The sequence below is a fragment of the Chloracidobacterium thermophilum B genome (genome assembly GCF_000226295.1).
Lineage (GTDB): Bacteria > Acidobacteriota > Blastocatellia > Chloracidobacteriales > Chloracidobacteriaceae > Chloracidobacterium > Chloracidobacterium thermophilum.
On sequence record NC_016024.1, the window covers coordinates 965,501 to 979,809 of the forward strand.

13 protein-coding genes are annotated in these 14,309 nt (G+C 61.1%); 8 read left to right on the forward strand and 5 right to left on the reverse strand.

Annotated elements, in window-relative coordinates; genetic code table 11:
* Positions 1-5 precede the first annotated feature (5 nt).
* The 4 genes from CABTHER_RS04015 to CABTHER_RS04030 all read right to left on the reverse strand — a co-directional run bounded on the left by CABTHER_RS04015 (position 6) and on the right by CABTHER_RS04030 (position 3,953).
* Entirely contained in the window at positions 6-1,781 is a 1,776-nt protein-coding gene (locus CABTHER_RS04015) for a tetratricopeptide repeat protein (protein ID WP_148263931.1), read from the reverse strand.
* Between the two features lie 52 nt (positions 1,782-1,833).
* On the reverse strand, positions 1,834-2,793 hold the full coding sequence (locus CABTHER_RS04020) for an NAD-dependent epimerase/dehydratase family protein (RefSeq protein ID WP_014099310.1): 960 nt from the start codon (positions 2,791-2,793) through the stop codon (positions 1,834-1,836).
* Between the two features lie 119 nt (positions 2,794-2,912).
* Positions 2,913-3,257, reverse strand: coding sequence for an STAS domain-containing protein (locus CABTHER_RS04025; protein WP_014099311.1), 345 nt, complete (start codon positions 3,255-3,257; stop codon positions 2,913-2,915).
* A 204-nt stretch (positions 3,258-3,461) separates the two neighbouring features.
* Positions 3,462-3,953 (reverse strand): ATP-binding protein, encoded by a 492-nt coding sequence (locus CABTHER_RS04030; RefSeq protein WP_014099312.1) that lies wholly within the window; start codon positions 3,951-3,953, stop codon positions 3,462-3,464.
* A 399-nt stretch (positions 3,954-4,352) separates the two neighbouring features.
* On the opposite strand from CABTHER_RS04030, the gene CABTHER_RS04035 reads away from it, so the two are divergent.
* The 6 genes from CABTHER_RS04035 (at position 4,353) to CABTHER_RS04060 (ending at position 10,222) form a co-directional block, all read left to right on the forward strand.
* On the forward strand, positions 4,353-5,495 hold the full coding sequence (locus tag CABTHER_RS04035) for an alpha/beta fold hydrolase (RefSeq protein WP_187288414.1): 1,143 nt from the start codon (positions 4,353-4,355) through the stop codon (positions 5,493-5,495).
* 81 nt (positions 5,496-5,576) lie between these two features.
* Positions 5,577-6,746 (forward strand): sporulation protein YhbH, encoded by a 1,170-nt coding sequence (yhbH, locus tag CABTHER_RS04040; RefSeq protein WP_014099314.1) that lies wholly within the window; start codon positions 5,577-5,579, stop codon positions 6,744-6,746.
* A gap of 138 nt (positions 6,747-6,884) precedes the next feature.
* Positions 6,885-7,385: a transcriptional regulator NrdR gene (nrdR, locus tag CABTHER_RS04045; RefSeq protein WP_014099315.1), complete on the forward strand. Its 501-nt coding sequence runs from the start codon at positions 6,885-6,887 to the stop codon at positions 7,383-7,385.
* A 216-nt stretch (positions 7,386-7,601) separates the two neighbouring features.
* On the forward strand, positions 7,602-8,861 hold the full coding sequence (locus tag CABTHER_RS04050; protein WP_014099316.1) for a type IV pilus twitching motility protein PilT: 1,260 nt from the start codon (positions 7,602-7,604) through the stop codon (positions 8,859-8,861).
* A gap of 47 nt (positions 8,862-8,908) precedes the next feature.
* Positions 8,909-9,595: a zinc-ribbon domain-containing protein gene (locus tag CABTHER_RS04055; protein WP_014099317.1), complete on the forward strand. Its 687-nt coding sequence runs from the start codon at positions 8,909-8,911 to the stop codon at positions 9,593-9,595.
* Positions 9,596-9,691: 96 nt separating this feature from the next.
* A complete protein-coding gene (locus tag CABTHER_RS04060; RefSeq protein WP_014099318.1) occupies positions 9,692-10,222 on the forward strand; it encodes a DUF3299 domain-containing protein in 531 nt (176 codons plus the stop codon).
* Between the two features lie 64 nt (positions 10,223-10,286).
* Here CABTHER_RS04060 and CABTHER_RS04065 read toward each other — a convergent pair whose 3' ends face one another.
* Entirely contained in the window at positions 10,287-11,324 is a 1,038-nt protein-coding gene (locus CABTHER_RS04065; protein ID WP_014099319.1) for a Gfo/Idh/MocA family protein, read from the reverse strand.
* A 274-nt stretch (positions 11,325-11,598) separates the two neighbouring features.
* Here CABTHER_RS04065 and CABTHER_RS04070 point away from each other — a divergent pair, with 274 nt between their 5' ends.
* Together CABTHER_RS04070 and CABTHER_RS04075 are read left to right on the forward strand one after the other, a co-directional pair.
* A complete protein-coding gene (locus CABTHER_RS04070) occupies positions 11,599-13,284 on the forward strand; it encodes an LIC_10190 family membrane protein (protein ID WP_014099320.1) in 1,686 nt (561 codons plus the stop codon).
* A complete protein-coding gene (locus tag CABTHER_RS04075; RefSeq protein ID WP_014099321.1) occupies positions 13,284-14,228 on the forward strand; it encodes a DMT family transporter in 945 nt (314 codons plus the stop codon). Before CABTHER_RS04070 ends, CABTHER_RS04075 begins: the two co-directional genes overlap by 1 nt.
* The last annotated feature ends 81 nt before the right edge of the window (positions 14,229-14,309 follow it).

A 14,309-nucleotide genomic window follows, 5' to 3' on the forward strand; every position in this document is an offset into this window, starting at 1 on the left:
CGGCGTCAGGGCTGTTTGTCCGGGCGGAACGGACGTTCCTTTCCGGCCACAGCTTCGGCGTAAGCACCGCCCCGTACGTCGCCAAGGGCAATGGCCCGCTCGTAGGCAGCCAGGGCTTCCGGCCGCCGGTCGGCGAGGTCGTAAATCTTGCCGATGGCGACGTAGGCCCGCGATGCCAGCCAGCGTTCTTCGGGCTTGGCCAGCCGGGCCGCGCGTTCGTACAGCTCGACGGCCTGTTCGAGCCGTTCCTGGAGGGCGGCCAACTGTTCGCTTTCATCGGCGGCAGGGTCCGTTTCCACAGTGGTGGGTTGTTTGGCCGTGAGTTCCGCGAGGCCGAAGGCGGCGCGGGCATCCTGGGGGTCTTCACGCAGCAGGGCTTCGAGTACCTGCCGCGCCTCGGCGTATTTTTTGGCGCGCAGGAGGGCGTCGGCCTGCTCGATGCGCGAAAGGTTTCTAGCCGCCGGGGCAGCGCGGACAAGCTGCCGGCGCTCTTCGACCCGGGCGCGCAGGGCGGCCAGTTCCGTCGGGCGGCGGCGTTCGCGTTCAGCGTCAAAACCCGACACCATGCGCGGAAGCCAGTCGAGAATGTCCACGCCGGTTTCATCAAGTGCGGCAAGCTGCTCGAAGAAGTGCAGGGCCAGAACGCCGCCACGCTCCCAGACGCCCAGCAGTTCGACGCGCGCTTCTTCATCGGCAAGCTGAAGCTGGGCCCGTTCGGTGTCATCGTCCGTCTGGCGCGCGGCCTGCCGTGCCGCCTGAATGGACAGGCGGGCCTCGATGGCCCGGCTCAGAGATTCCCGGACGATTTCAAAGACGTTGCTTTTCAAGGCCGGATCAGCATTGGGGAGGCTGCCGGCCAGTTTCACAATGGCAGTACGCCGGTCGGCGATGAGTTTGCCCGAACGGGCAATGACCGGCTCCAGAAGAAAGCGCAGCAATGCCCGCCGGATAGCCCGGTTGGGGGCTTCCCGAGGGGCGCTGACGACGAGAAAGAACTCGTCTCCGGGCCGGCGGTAGGTACGCCGGTCTGCACCGTTCAGAATGTCATTGCGCGTGACAACCCGCCCCACCGGGCCCAGCAGGTCAGGCAGGATGAACATCCGCCGGGTACGTTCGCGGAGTTCACCGGCCGGCAGGTTGGCACTGGTCAGGGTGTCGAGATCGGCAATGGGCGGCGCGTCCCGGGCCGTGACGATGGGCTGCGTGTGCAGAAACGTCAGCAGGCGGAGGGTTTCTTCATCAGCGATGGACTGGAGCCGTTCGGTAAAGGCCGTGTAGTTGGCGGCGTATTTGGGAAATGCCGTCCGCACCGGGGAGCGGGCGGCAAATTCGGCCACCAGTGGCGCCAGACCGGCCAGAGGACGCACATCTGGCGGCAGGGTCTCGGTGGGCGGCAGGGTGAAATCCGGCAACGGGCGCGCCAGCAGGGCCAGTGCCACGGCGCTGCCCAGAAGGGTCGGGCGGTGGCGTTCGGCTTCAGGTAACTGTTTCCAGAAAGCGCGCAGCTTTTCGGCGATTTCCGGTGGGGTGGTTTGCTGGAGATCGCGAAGCAGTTGTGCCCAGACTTCATTGGGCGGGGCGTCCGGCGTTTCGGCGTCGAAGCCGGCCAGATTGAGCGCAGCGAGCGTCACAAAGAGCCGCTCATCCGTTCTCACGACGATGTTGGCCCGGGCGGATGGCGACTCGGTTTGCGCGGTGACGGCTCCGGCTGTCCAGGCCAGGACCAACCAGACCACAAGCCTGACGGGCCAGAGGTGGTGTCGCATCCGTAAGAAGGGCATAGAAGGTTGCATCAGCGGGGAAAGGGACAAGCTGCCGGGAGTACCCGAAGGCTTACCGGTTGGGTTTATACACCTGCCGCATCCAGTCGGCCGTCAGGCGCAGGCCTTCTTCAAGACTGTAGGTGTTGCGGTGGTCAAGGTCACGCACGGCTTTGCTCGTGTCCACCAGCTTGATTTTGGTCGTCAGCGGTTCGGCGTCGGCATAGCGTACCAGGGTGGGTGAAGCGCCGGTCACTTTCAGCACCAGGTCGGAGAGTTCCTCGATGGTGTGAAGCTGGTCGCCGCCGATGTTGTAGGTTTCGCCCGGCTTGAAGTGTTCAACCAGGTTGGCCACCGTGCGGATGGTATCGGCCAGAAACGTGGAAGTCCGGGCATGGCCGCGATAGACCGTCCACGGCAGGCCGTGCAGAGCGCAGTAGAGAAAGCGGCAGTTCACCGAGCGGTAAGGGCTGTAGTACTCACCCGGACCGTAAGTGTTGAACAGGCGCACGACAACTGTTTCGACGCCATGCTGGGCAATGGCGTTGCGGATTTGTATCTCGTTGACCCACTTTGACAGGGCGTAATCGTTGAGTTGCTTGATTTCGACTTCGTCCGTGATGTGTTCGGCCATCAGGTGGGGATAGTCGCCATAGACTTCCGATGAAGAGAAGTGCACCATCCGGAACCGCTGGCTTTCCTGGAGGCGCAGCAGGTGCTTGGTGCCAATGACGTTCGTGCGCCAGAGCGTTTCGTAGAAGTCTTCTCCGTTCCAGCGTCCAAACTCGGCGGCGCAGTGGAAGACGTAGTCGAAACGGCCGAAGTGCTCAAACAGGCGGACGAGTTGGCGAAACTCGCTGATGTCGCAGCGGGCATAGCGCGGTTCGCGGATGTCTCCGTGCAGCCCAAACGCGACTTCGTCGGGCTGGTGCGCGAGGTCACAGGAGATGACATCGTGATGTCGTTCACGAAGCTCACGGACGAGCCAGGTGCCAACGACACCCAACCCGCCCGTGACCAGAATCCGTGCCATCGTTACGTGTGGCGTGAAGGGACCGTTTCAGCCAGCAGCCCTGGAGATTGGGATACCGGCGCCCACTCCAGCGAGGTCGAGGAGACTGAAAGGCCGGAAATGCAAACAGGAAAGCCGCTTCAGGAAAAGCTGGCAATAGCGTCGGCTTCGTTGTCGAACGTATCGAACACCGTCAGCAGCTTGGTAATCATCAGCAGGTCCTGAATCTTCTTCGTGAGGTTCAGCAGCTTGAGTTGCCCCTGCTGATTTTTGACCGTCGTGTAGCTATGGACGAGTTCACCAATCCCGGAGCTGTCCACGTAGCTCACATCGCCCAGGTTGAGCAGGATGTTTTTGTTGCCATTTTCGAGCAGGGACTTGACAGCTTCCCGGAGTTGGACGCTGCCTTCACCAATCGTGATTTTGCCGCTGAGGTCCAGGATGGCGACATCGCCAACAGTACGATGGGAAATGGTCAGTGACATACGGACGCGGGACTCCTTCGCTGAAAAATATCGGCTGGTGCGCCGGTGTGATTCAAGTCTGTTTGTCGGTGGCAGCCTATCATTGCTGTCTTGAGGTTGGTTTTCAAACTTTGTTCCGCCGCCGGTTCGGGGGCAGGTTGCAGGGGGGAATGGACCCCACAGATGGCTCCCCGACCTGCCATCAGACATCTGTCCCGGCTGCTTTCAGTCTCGGCTGCGGCTGTGGCTGGCGCTACTGCCGTTGCTGCGGGCCTGGCTGGTCGGGCGGTACTTCACCATGCGCACTTCGAGTCCGCCCTGCTGATGGGGCAGGAATTCGACGGTATCCATGAAGGTTCGCATGTAAAAAATGCCCCGGCCATTGGGGTTCAGCAGGTTCTCCGGGTCACGCGGGTCAGCCAGGTGATCGGCATCAAAGCCTTGGCCACGATCACGTACGACGACGATGAGTTTTTCATCCGTCAACTGAAAGCGAACCTGAACCGGTTTGGAAATATCGAGTTGGTTACCGTGCTTGATGGCGTTGACGATGGATTCCCGAACGGCCAATCCAACCCAGTCTGCATTTTCAGCCTCGAATCCCGCCAGTTGTGTCAACTGGTCGGCAACGGCCCCAACCATTTCCACGAACCGGTAGTGACTTGCAATCGTGACTTCAATGACCGTATCGGCCGCACCCTGAATGTCATCTGGCATTGCTTTCACGATTGTTGCCCGCCTGCACGCCGACTGAAGTTGAATCCCGCTGAAGTTGAATCCCGGTACATCCCCAACAACTTGAGCGCCACTGGCCTTGAGCGCCACTGGCTCGGCTAGATAACACGCGGTGAAAACGAGCGTCAAGGCAGGGGGCGTCATGGCCGTGGGCAATTCGTGCTATGATTTCCGACTGAGGGCGACCGTCCTGTAAGATGGTCTGCCGGTTCCGGTGTGGTGGGCCGGCGCCGTATGCCGCTTTGAGCATCTGCCTGAAGACTTGGTGGAAAGGTGGACAACGACCCGTCACGACCCGTGAACGTCTGGTGCTGGGACGGTTCACAGGCGGGCTTCAGGTATGGGGCTTCTGAGCTTGTCGTTTTTGGGGGAAGTGATTTCGTGAAAGCAAAACAATGGTTGGCAGCGCTGGGGGGAGCCACCCTGGCCGGTGGTTTGGCCTGGCAGTATCTCAAGCGTCCGCGCGATGTGCGCTGGATTGATTACGTGGGTGAACTACCGCACCCGGATGCCAGTCGCTTTACGGTGGTGGATGGTGTGCGGTTGCACTACCAGGAATTTGGCGCCCCGGACGCGCCGGTGCTGCTTCTGCTCCACGGCTACTGTTCATCCAACTACACGTGGAAAGATGTGGTCGAGCCACTGGCGGCGGCTGGCTACCGGGTGATTGCACCCGATCTGAAGGGGTTCGGTTTTTCGGAAAAACCGGCCGACCGCCGCTACCACGTGCAGGACCATGCTCAACTCGTGATTGGGCTGCTTGACCGGCTGGGTATCGAGACCGCCACCTTTGTGGGCAACTCCTTTGGCGGTGCAGTGGCACTGGCCTGCGCCCTGATGTGGGCCTCGCGGGTGACGGGACTGGTGCTCATTGACGCGGCCTACAACGATGCACCCTTGCGGCAGTATCCATTCAGTCTCTATGCCCGGATTGCCCGGACCTGGCTGGTTGGGGAAGCGGCCGTGCCCTTGCTGATGGCAACCCGGCAGACTTCGGAGACCCTGCTGCGTGGGTTCTTCCACGATCAGCAGGTGGTGACGCCGGAGCGGATCACGGCATACTTTCGTGCGTTGCGAACCGTGGAAGGACAACGCGCCGCTCTGACAACGGCCCGCCAGTGGGACCTGAACTGGATCGAGCAGGAGTTGTCCGGCATCACCGTCCCGGTGCTGATCATCTGGGGAGAGTATGACCGGTCCATTCCGGTTACGCTGGGTGTTCGTCTGCGCGCCCGTCTTCCACAGGCCGAATTTGTGGTCATTCCCGATTGTGGACACATCCCGGAGGAGGAACGCCCGGAAGAAACCACGGCTCTGATCCTTGACTTTTGCCGGCGGCAGGCGGTGCGTCCGGTGCCGTCTCTGGCGGCTTCAGCCACGGCGGCTCTGGCGGCAGGTGCATCCTCCACTGGAGCCCCGGTCAACCTGGCCGTGGCTGTTCAGCCCGACACGTCCGCTTCGGCTGACACCACGCCACCCCATACCACTTCACCCCAAGCGGCAGAGGAATCGCCGGCGGAGTAGCCCGTGGGTGGTGTCGGGCAAGGCACAACTTTGGCAGCACGCCCTGGCCCTTCAGGCAGGGGGCGCTTTGGGAGTACACCAATGGCGATTCAGCAGCATGACTGGAGCCTTCAGCGCAAGGGCGTCATTGACCAGGAGCGCCACAAGGAGCGCGTCAAAGAGGCCATCCGTAAGAACCTCAGCTCGATTGTTTCCAACGAGGCCATCATCCTTTCGGATGGACGCAAGACGGTCAAGGTGCCCATTCGGTCGCTGGATGAGTACAAATTCCGCTTCGACCGCAACAAGCAGAAGCATGTCGCCCAAGGGGACGGCAACTCAAAAGTGGGCGATGTGGTGGCGCGGGAAGGCCAGTCCGGCAGTGGGCCGGGCAAAGGCGGCACGGGGCCGGCCGGCAGCGATGCCGGGCAGGAATACTACGAAGCGGAGGTCAACATTGACGACATCGCGGCGCTCATTTTTGAGGACTTGGAACTGCCGTTTCTCGAAGAGCGTGCCAACAAGGCGATGCCGGCCCGCACCACCCGCTTCACGGAAATCCGCCGCACCGGAGCCTTTTCCAACCTCGACAAGCGCCGCTCGATTATCGAGAACATCAAACGCAATGCCATCGAGAGGGGACGCGCCCAGGTGGGCGGATTCAAAAAAGAAGACCTGCGCTTCAAGAGCTGGGAGGAAGATGTCCGTTTCGAGTCCAATGCCGTCGTACTGGCGCTGATGGATGTCTCCGGCTCGATGGGTGAGTTCAAGAAATACATCGCCCGCAGCTTTTACTTCTGGATGGTGCGTTTTCTGCGTACCAAGTACGACAACGTCGAAATTGTCTTCATCAGCCACCACACCGAGGCCAAGGAAGTCACCGAGGAGCAGTTCTTCACCCAGGGGGAATCCGGCGGCACGGTGGTGTCCAGCGCCTACAAACTGGCGCTCGACATCATTGACAAACGCTACCCTCCGAAGGACTGGAACATCTATCCGTTTCACTTCTCGGATGGTGACAACTACTATAGTGACAACGAGGAAGCCGTCCGGCTTGCCGACAAGCTCATCACCACGTGCAATCTCTTTGGGTATGGCGAAATTGGAGATGAAGGGGCGTCCAGCTACCGACGTTCGTCGGGGGCGTTGCTTTCGATTTTCAAGGAACATCTCAAGCACCAGAAACGCTTTATCGGAGTGCGCATTGACAGCAAGGAAGACGTGTATCCGGCGCTCAAGGAGTTTTTTGGTGCGCGCAACATCAAGGTTTGACCTGAACCGCTGAAGCCCACTGGGTGGCGGCCGTCGGCCGCCGCGGGTGGTGACGCCGAAACTCCGCTCACGGCCCACAAGTTTCAGGCCAGACGAGCTGGAGCGGGTCTTAACGTAACCGACGGGAAGAGCAGCAACGTGAAGTGTCCGTACTGTGGCAACCTTGAAGATAAGGTTGTGGACTCGCGCGAAAGCCGTGAAGGCGATGTCATCCGCCGTCGTCGTGAATGTCTGAAATGTGAACGACGGTTCACATCTTATGAACGGATTGATGAAATCCCCTACATGGTCATCAAGAAAGACGGCCGGCGGGAACCTTTTGACCGGCAGAAGGTGCTGGCGGGCTTGGCCCGGGCCTGCGAAAAACGTCCTGTGCCGGCCGCCAAGCTCGAAGCCATTGTGAATGCGGTCGAGAAATACGTTCAGGAATCGCGTGACCGGGAGCGGTCAACACAGAAGATTGGCGAACTCATTATGCGCCGGCTCAAGGATTTGGACAAAGTGGCCTACGTCCGCTTCGCTTCGGTGTATCTGGAGTTCAAGGATGTGACCGAGTTTATGTCCGAGTTGAAATCGCTCGTGAAGTCAACCCCGACCACGTCCCGCCGGAGACGTGGCACGAATGGGATTTCCGCCTGAGTTTAGGACTGGAAGCGTGCGGCCGCACGGCTGCGTCGCCACCGTTGTTTCAACCAGGTTGCCGCTTGCACCCGCTGCGGTACTGGTATAGCGTGCCGGAATCACAAGGACCGGTTTTCGGACGGGGCTACAACGACCTGCCTGACGGCAGGCCATGGTTGCTGCAACCACAGACCACAGCCGCGAGAAAGGGCGGGGAACAGGGAGTACAGGCGTATGAGTTACTTTGACCTGCCACCGATCATCGAACGCATGCTGGCGGTAGATGACAAAATCAGTGACCTGAACTTTTCCGTCGGGCGTCCGCCGCAAGTCGAACTCAACGGCAAGCTCGTTCCGGTGGACATCAAGGGGCTGCGCAACCTGACCCCCTACCAGACCGAAATCATCGCCATGGCGCTCATGGCCGGAAACCACGAAGCAGCGGAGAAGCTGGTGCAGACGGGTTCCGTGGACCTCTCCTACAGTCTGCCTTCCCGGACGCGCTTCCGTGTCAACATCTTCTCGCAGCGTGGGACGTATTCCATCGTCATGCGCGTCATTCCGACGGAAGTCCCCACGCTTGAGTCGCTGGGGCTGCCGCCGCAGTTGGGCGAGATTGCCAATCTCAAAAATGGGATCGTGCTGGTGACGGGGCCGACCGGCAGCGGCAAGTCTTCGACGCTGGCGGCGATTCTGCGCAAGATCAACGAGGAAAAGTTCTACCACATCGTCACCATTGAAGACCCCATCGAGTTTCTGCACACCCACAAAAACTGCACCATCAATCAGCGTGAACTCGGCAGCGACACGCCAAGTTTTGCGCTGGCCTTGCGGGCAGCCCTGCGGCAGGCACCGAAAGTCATCCTTGTGGGTGAAATGCGCGATCTGGAGACCACCGAAATCGCGCTGGAAGCTGCCGAAACGGGTCACCTGGTGTTTTCAACCCTGCACACCACAGACGCTTCCAAGACGGTGGACCGCATCATCGGTATCTTCCCGAAGAATGAGGAACACGTCATCCGTGTACGGCTGGCGCAGGCTTTCCGCTACATCATCAGCCAGCGTCTGATCCCACGGGCGGATGGCAAAGGGCGGGTCGCGGCGGTGGAAATCCTGAAGTCCACGCCCCGTACCCGCGAGTACATCGAAAAGGGTGAAAGTGAAGGGAAGTCACTGCTGGATGCCATGGAAGATGGTTCGCTCGACGGCATGCAGCACTTCGATCAGGTGATTGAGCGGATGATCCGGGAGGGCATCATTACGCAGGAAGATGGTGTGGCCTTCGCCACCAATCAGAACAACCTCCTGCTGCGCCTTTCCGGTCTTGGCTCTTCCAGCGATTTTGCCGGTGCCGGGGGCAGCGAGATCAACCGCATGCAGAAGGAGCAACAGGGGTTGCGTCCAACCTTGGGGGGCATGCGTCCGATTGCGCCGCCGGTGCGCAACACGACCGAGACGCCGCGCCCGTCCATGCTCGACATCATCGAACGGTGACGGCGGGAAACTGCTGCCACCTCCCTTCGGCCTGTGGATGACGACTCATGAAAGTTGTCTGCACGCAGTGTCGCGCGAAGTTCGACATTCAGGAAAAGAACCTGCCGGACAAGCCGTTTCAGGTCAACTGCCCGAAGTGTCGCTTCGAGATGACGGTCAAGCCACCGCCAAAAGCTACTCCCACGTTGCGCGGAGCACCAAAGCGTATGCAAGCTAATCAGGATGCCATCATGCAACTTGTGGCCCTGCTGACCGGGCAAACCGCCCGCAATGCTGATGGTTCGACGGGACCACTGGCCAGTTGGCAGCGCCGCCAGACACTGCTCTGTCTGGCAGACCCGGCGCAGGCTCAACACGTGCTCGAAAAACTCGACCACCAAGCGTATGCCCCGACAGTTTGTACCGAAGTATCCAAAGCCATTGAGCTGATGCGGGACTCAAGGGTGGACATGGTACTGCTTGACCCGCAATTTGACAGCGCCAACCAGGGCGGCATCACTATCCTTCGGCATATCAACTCACTGCCTCCGAAGTACCGGCGTCGGACGTACCTCGTTCTGGTCTCACCGCAGGTCAAGACGCTTGACACGTACATGGCGTTTCTGAACGGCGTCAACCTCACCATCAACACCTCTGACATTGACACCATCAACCAGATACTGGAGCGCAGTATCCGTGACTTCAACGAACTGTATCGCGGTTACAACGCAGCAGCGGGGCTAAGCCCATTTTAGCCCCGCCTCCCGTTGGAAGCCGCAGGGTGCGCGATGCCTGAAGGGTGGGCAGGCTTGGAGCGTGTCCAAATCGCTGGCGTCATGGCATGCTAGGGCGTGCCGAAGCGTGCCCGGCGCACTTGGATTTTCTATGGCATTGTTGTTGAGGTTGAAGCCAACGTGATGCAGGTCAAATCACGTGTGAATAAGTTGCTTGTAGCCCTGTGGTTGCTTGTCGGGTCCGTTAGTCACGGCGGGGCCGGGACACCGGCACCAACGGTTTTGCGGTTTCGCGATCTGGATGGTGTGCAGGTCAACGGTCGGGAAGTCGTCTTTCCGCCACGCGCCCAGCAGCTCAATGGCAAGCAGGTGGAAATCAACGGCTTCATGGTGCCGCTTGGCATCAGCGATGGGAAAATCCGCCGGTTCATTCTCATTGAAGTTCCACTGGCCTGCTGCTTTGGTGATGGGCCGGGCATCGAGCAGATGATTTTCGTGACCCTCGCACCGGGACAGGAACTCAGCGCCGCCAGTGACTACCCCGTGGCGGTCATCGGCACACTTCAGGTTGGGGTGCAGCGCCGGGAGAGCGGAGCCGTCGAAAGCCTTTACCGGATTGTCAATGCGCGGGCGCGGAAGCTGGTGTGAAAGCCCCCACGCTCCCGGTCTGTCGGTGCAACCGGAAACGGCCTGAAACCATAGGCTTGTCACGTCACGCCGGTTTTGTCCGGCTGATGCTCACCGGGGTGCCGCGCTGGGCAAGTGAGGTCTGAATGGCTTCGAGCGTACGCACGACAGCCAAACCGCTTTTGCCGTCGGAAACCGTCAGACTTCCCCGCCGCAGCCCGTCGAGGAAGTAGCGCGCCTGTGCCTTGAGCGGTTCTTCAAGCTGAATGCGTGGAATGGAAATGTCGCCTTCACGGGCAAGTAGTTGGAATTGCCCGTAATCCTCGTAGTACGGCTCACGGATCACACCCTTGTCATAGACACAGATGGGCCCAATGGTGGCCAGGTCATCCCAGATGAGCATTTTCCGGTCGCCCACAATGGTAATCTCGCGCACCTTGCGCGGGTTGAGCCACGACACATGGACGTGCGCCAGCAGGTCGTTGGGATAGCGCAGGGTGATGAACGCCAGGTCTTCAATGCCGGGCTGGAGATAGGCCGCGCCCGAAGCCGAAACTTCGAGTGGTGTAGCGCCGGTCAGAAAGTCAAAAATGGCGATGTCGTGGGAAGCCAGGTCATAAACGGCATTGACATCCTTGCGAATCGGCCCCAGGTTCGTGCGGGTCGAAACCATGGTGTAAATCCGCCCCAGATCGCCAAATTGCAGGTATTCCTTGAGCTTGAGAATCCCACGGTTGAACAGGAAGACTTGCCCGACCATCAGCAATCGGTTCCGTTCAGCCGCCAGGGTGACGAGTTCCTCGCCCTCTTCCGCTGTGCGGCAGAGCGGTTTTTCGACCAGAACGTGCTTGTCGGCCAGCAGGACATCCCGGACGATGGCATGGTGTGTACTTGTCGGCGTGGAGATAACGACGGCATGGATGTCGGTTTCAGCCAGCATCCGGCGGTAGTCCTCAAACAGGGTGAGTCCCGGATAAGCCCGGCCGACCCGTTCCAGGTTCTGGCGGCTGACATCGGCTGCCGCGACGACCTTGGCTTCGGGAAAGGACGAAAATGTGCGGATGTGGTTTGGTCCCCAGTGACCACACCCGATGACGGCGATATGAAAGGTGGTTTGGCTCATAAAGGTCTCGTCAGGTTTTTGGATACAGGTTGGCCGGCCGGTGGCGTCCGAACATGCGCCGGGGTTGGCCAAAAGCGCAGCCGTCCAAGTGCAATCGGGCTTGCTCCCGAATATACATCGTTCAGTGGTGGAGCGGGTCGGTTTTGGTCATTGGGTCCGTCAAGCGGGATGCCGGGAAGGGAGCCAGTCACCGGCGGCACTGGCATCCTTTGTCTGTGGAACCGGCCTCGCAGGTGTTTTGCCGGACTGACCCGGTGCCACTGAAGCCTGCGACATGCTGCTTACCCTTGCCATCTGGACACTCATGATTGTGCTGGCGGGCCTGATCGGGCGGGTCTGCCTCTCCAAGGTTGTCTTTTCCAGCACGTCTGAGCAGTTCACGATCAGCCTGTGGTTTGGGGTCGGGGTGTTGTCCAACCTGTGGTTAAGCACGGCCTTCCTGCTCCCACTCGCGCCCTGGGTCGCCGCCCTGACGGCTGTCATTCTGCTCCTGTGGCTACAGCGGGTGAAGCCAGCCCATCGCCGTCTGTCCGAGTGGGGGAAGCGGCGTCTGTCGGCGGCAGCCGGACTGTCTGCACTGGCCCTGCTGGCAGCGGCGGCGGTTGCCGTTTCTCCCGTCACACTGGTGGACACCGGGATTTACCACTACCCCGCGATGCGCTGGTTGGCCGAGTATGGCGTGGTGAAAGGCACGGCCCTGCTCGATGTGCAACTGGGCTATGCCTCGTCGTGGTTTGCCCTCTTTGCGCCCTGTGTGCACGACGGCCTGAAAACACGCGCGGCGGGGCTGTCCGGTGGTTTTGCTCTGGCGCTGTGGTTGATCGGGGCTGGACTGGCCGGCTGGCGGCTGTATCGCGGAACCGGCCGCCCTGGCGACTGGTTTTTCGTCTGGGCCACGACGCTGGGGGTTGGGGCGCTCAGCACGGTGGAAGGACTGCTGGCATCTTCATCGCCGGATGTGCCGACGGCGGCCCTCATCATCGTTGTGCTGTGGATGATGCTCGACTGCGAAGCCCTGCCGCTGCCCGCCCGCCGGGGCCGGGACTGGGCAGTGGCCGCCCTGGCTGGAATGGCGGCTGCCATCAAGCTGACGGCCGTCCCGTTGCTGCTGCTGTCCGGCTGGCTGGTGTGGAGGTCGGCCGCCCGCCGCCGGTGGACGGCGCTCATTGCCTTCGTTGCCCTTGAAAGTGTGGCGCTTCTGCCGGTGACGCTGGCGCGGGTGCTGACTTCCGGCTGTCCCTTCTTTCCCTCGAAGCTGCTGGCGCTGCCGGTGGCGTGGCGCTATGAGATGAATCCGTGGCAGTACTCGACCGGCATCCCCCGGTCACTGACCACGGTGATTCGTGATCAGGCGCGCTGGGACTGGGGAGCTTTGGCCGTGGCCCGCTACAGTACAGGTCCGCTCAACGGCTGGTTGGACTGGCACTGGCTTCCAGGTTGGCCGACGCACGAACCCGTCGCCGCCGGGTTGCTGGCCGGGAGCGGTCTGGCGACACTGGTCTGTCTGGTGCGGTGGCAGACCGTGCCTGCGAGTTGGCGGTGGGCGCTGGGAACCGGGTGGCTCGGAAGTCTCTATGTACTGCTTCAGGCTCCGTCGCTGCGGTTTGGTGTCGGCTACTTCGTCGTCCCGCTGGCATTGGGGCTGGCGCAGCTTTCGAGGACGTTCCCCCGGTGGTCTCCGCTCCTGGTCTGGAGTGTGGAGCTATGCCTGCTCCCCTTTCCTTCGCAGTTGCCGCTGGTGCGTCCGCCGCGTCTGACGCCGGTTCCGGTTGTCCTCACTGATGTCAACGGCATGAAGCTCTACCAGCCGGTGCCCCGGCCAGGCATCTTTCCGCGCTGTGGTGACAGTCCGCTCCCGTGTGGCTCGAACATTGATCCCACCGTCCGCCTGAGCGATCCCCGGCGCGGCGTTGCGGCCGGTTTCATCCGGGGGCCGGTGCCGGAAAGGGAAGCCTTCTGATGGCAGCCATGACGCTGCACCGCTGGGCGCTGCTGGGGCTGATCGTGGCGAATGCGATCTGGGGCAGCACATTCGTTGTGGCGCAGGATGTTACCAATCCGGCACATCCCGGCAGTCTCGCGCCCATGCGCTACATCATGGTGCGGTTCGGGCTGGCCGTGGGGCTGATGTTGCTGGTGTGGGGCGGGCGATTGCGGCGGCTGCCGTCGCGGACACTGCTTCATGGGCTGTGGCTCGGCGTCTTTCTGGGGCTGGGCTACGTCCTGCAGGCGCAGGGGCTGGCCTGGAGCGGTAGTCCCTCCAAAGCGGCATTTATCACCGGGTCCAGTGTGTTGCTCGTTCCGCTGTTCGGAGTGTGGTTTGGAAAGCAGCGTCCGACGGCTGCGAATCTACTCGGCCTGATGGTGGCGTTCATCGGTTTTACCCTGCTGTGCTTTCCCGATGATGCGTCCCGTGGCTGGCGTTGGAGTGATGCTGTGTCGTTCGGATGCACCGTCCCGTTTGCTGTTCACATCGTCCTGATGGAGCGTTATGCCGGGCAGTCGGATGTGGACAGCCTCAACCTCGTGCAGCTCGGTGTCTCCGTGCTCGTGGCCGTAGCCGGATGGCTGGCGGTGGCCGGCTGGGTGCAACTTGCCCTGCCGCTGCCGGATGTACTGACCCCGGAACTGCGGCCGTTGTCCCTGACGGCCAACCAGGTGTGGGAACTGCTCTACCTGGTCATGTTTGGAACGATTCTCTGCTATCGCCTGCAAACCTGGGCGCAGCGGCATGTTTCCGCGACGCAGACGGCCCTGACATTGACGCTCGAACCGGTTTTTGCCGCGCTTATCGCCTTTTTGGCCGGCGTTGAACGACTTGGCCCCCGTGAACTGGTCGGCGGCCTGCTGACCATTGCTGGAGTCGTGATTTCCGAAGTCCTGGCCGGAACCAAAAAGACTTGACCCACTTCACCAAAATGACGACACTCACTGGCTTCAGTTTTGCTCCCGGTTTCTTGAGTCAGGCACCGAAAGGAGGTCCCG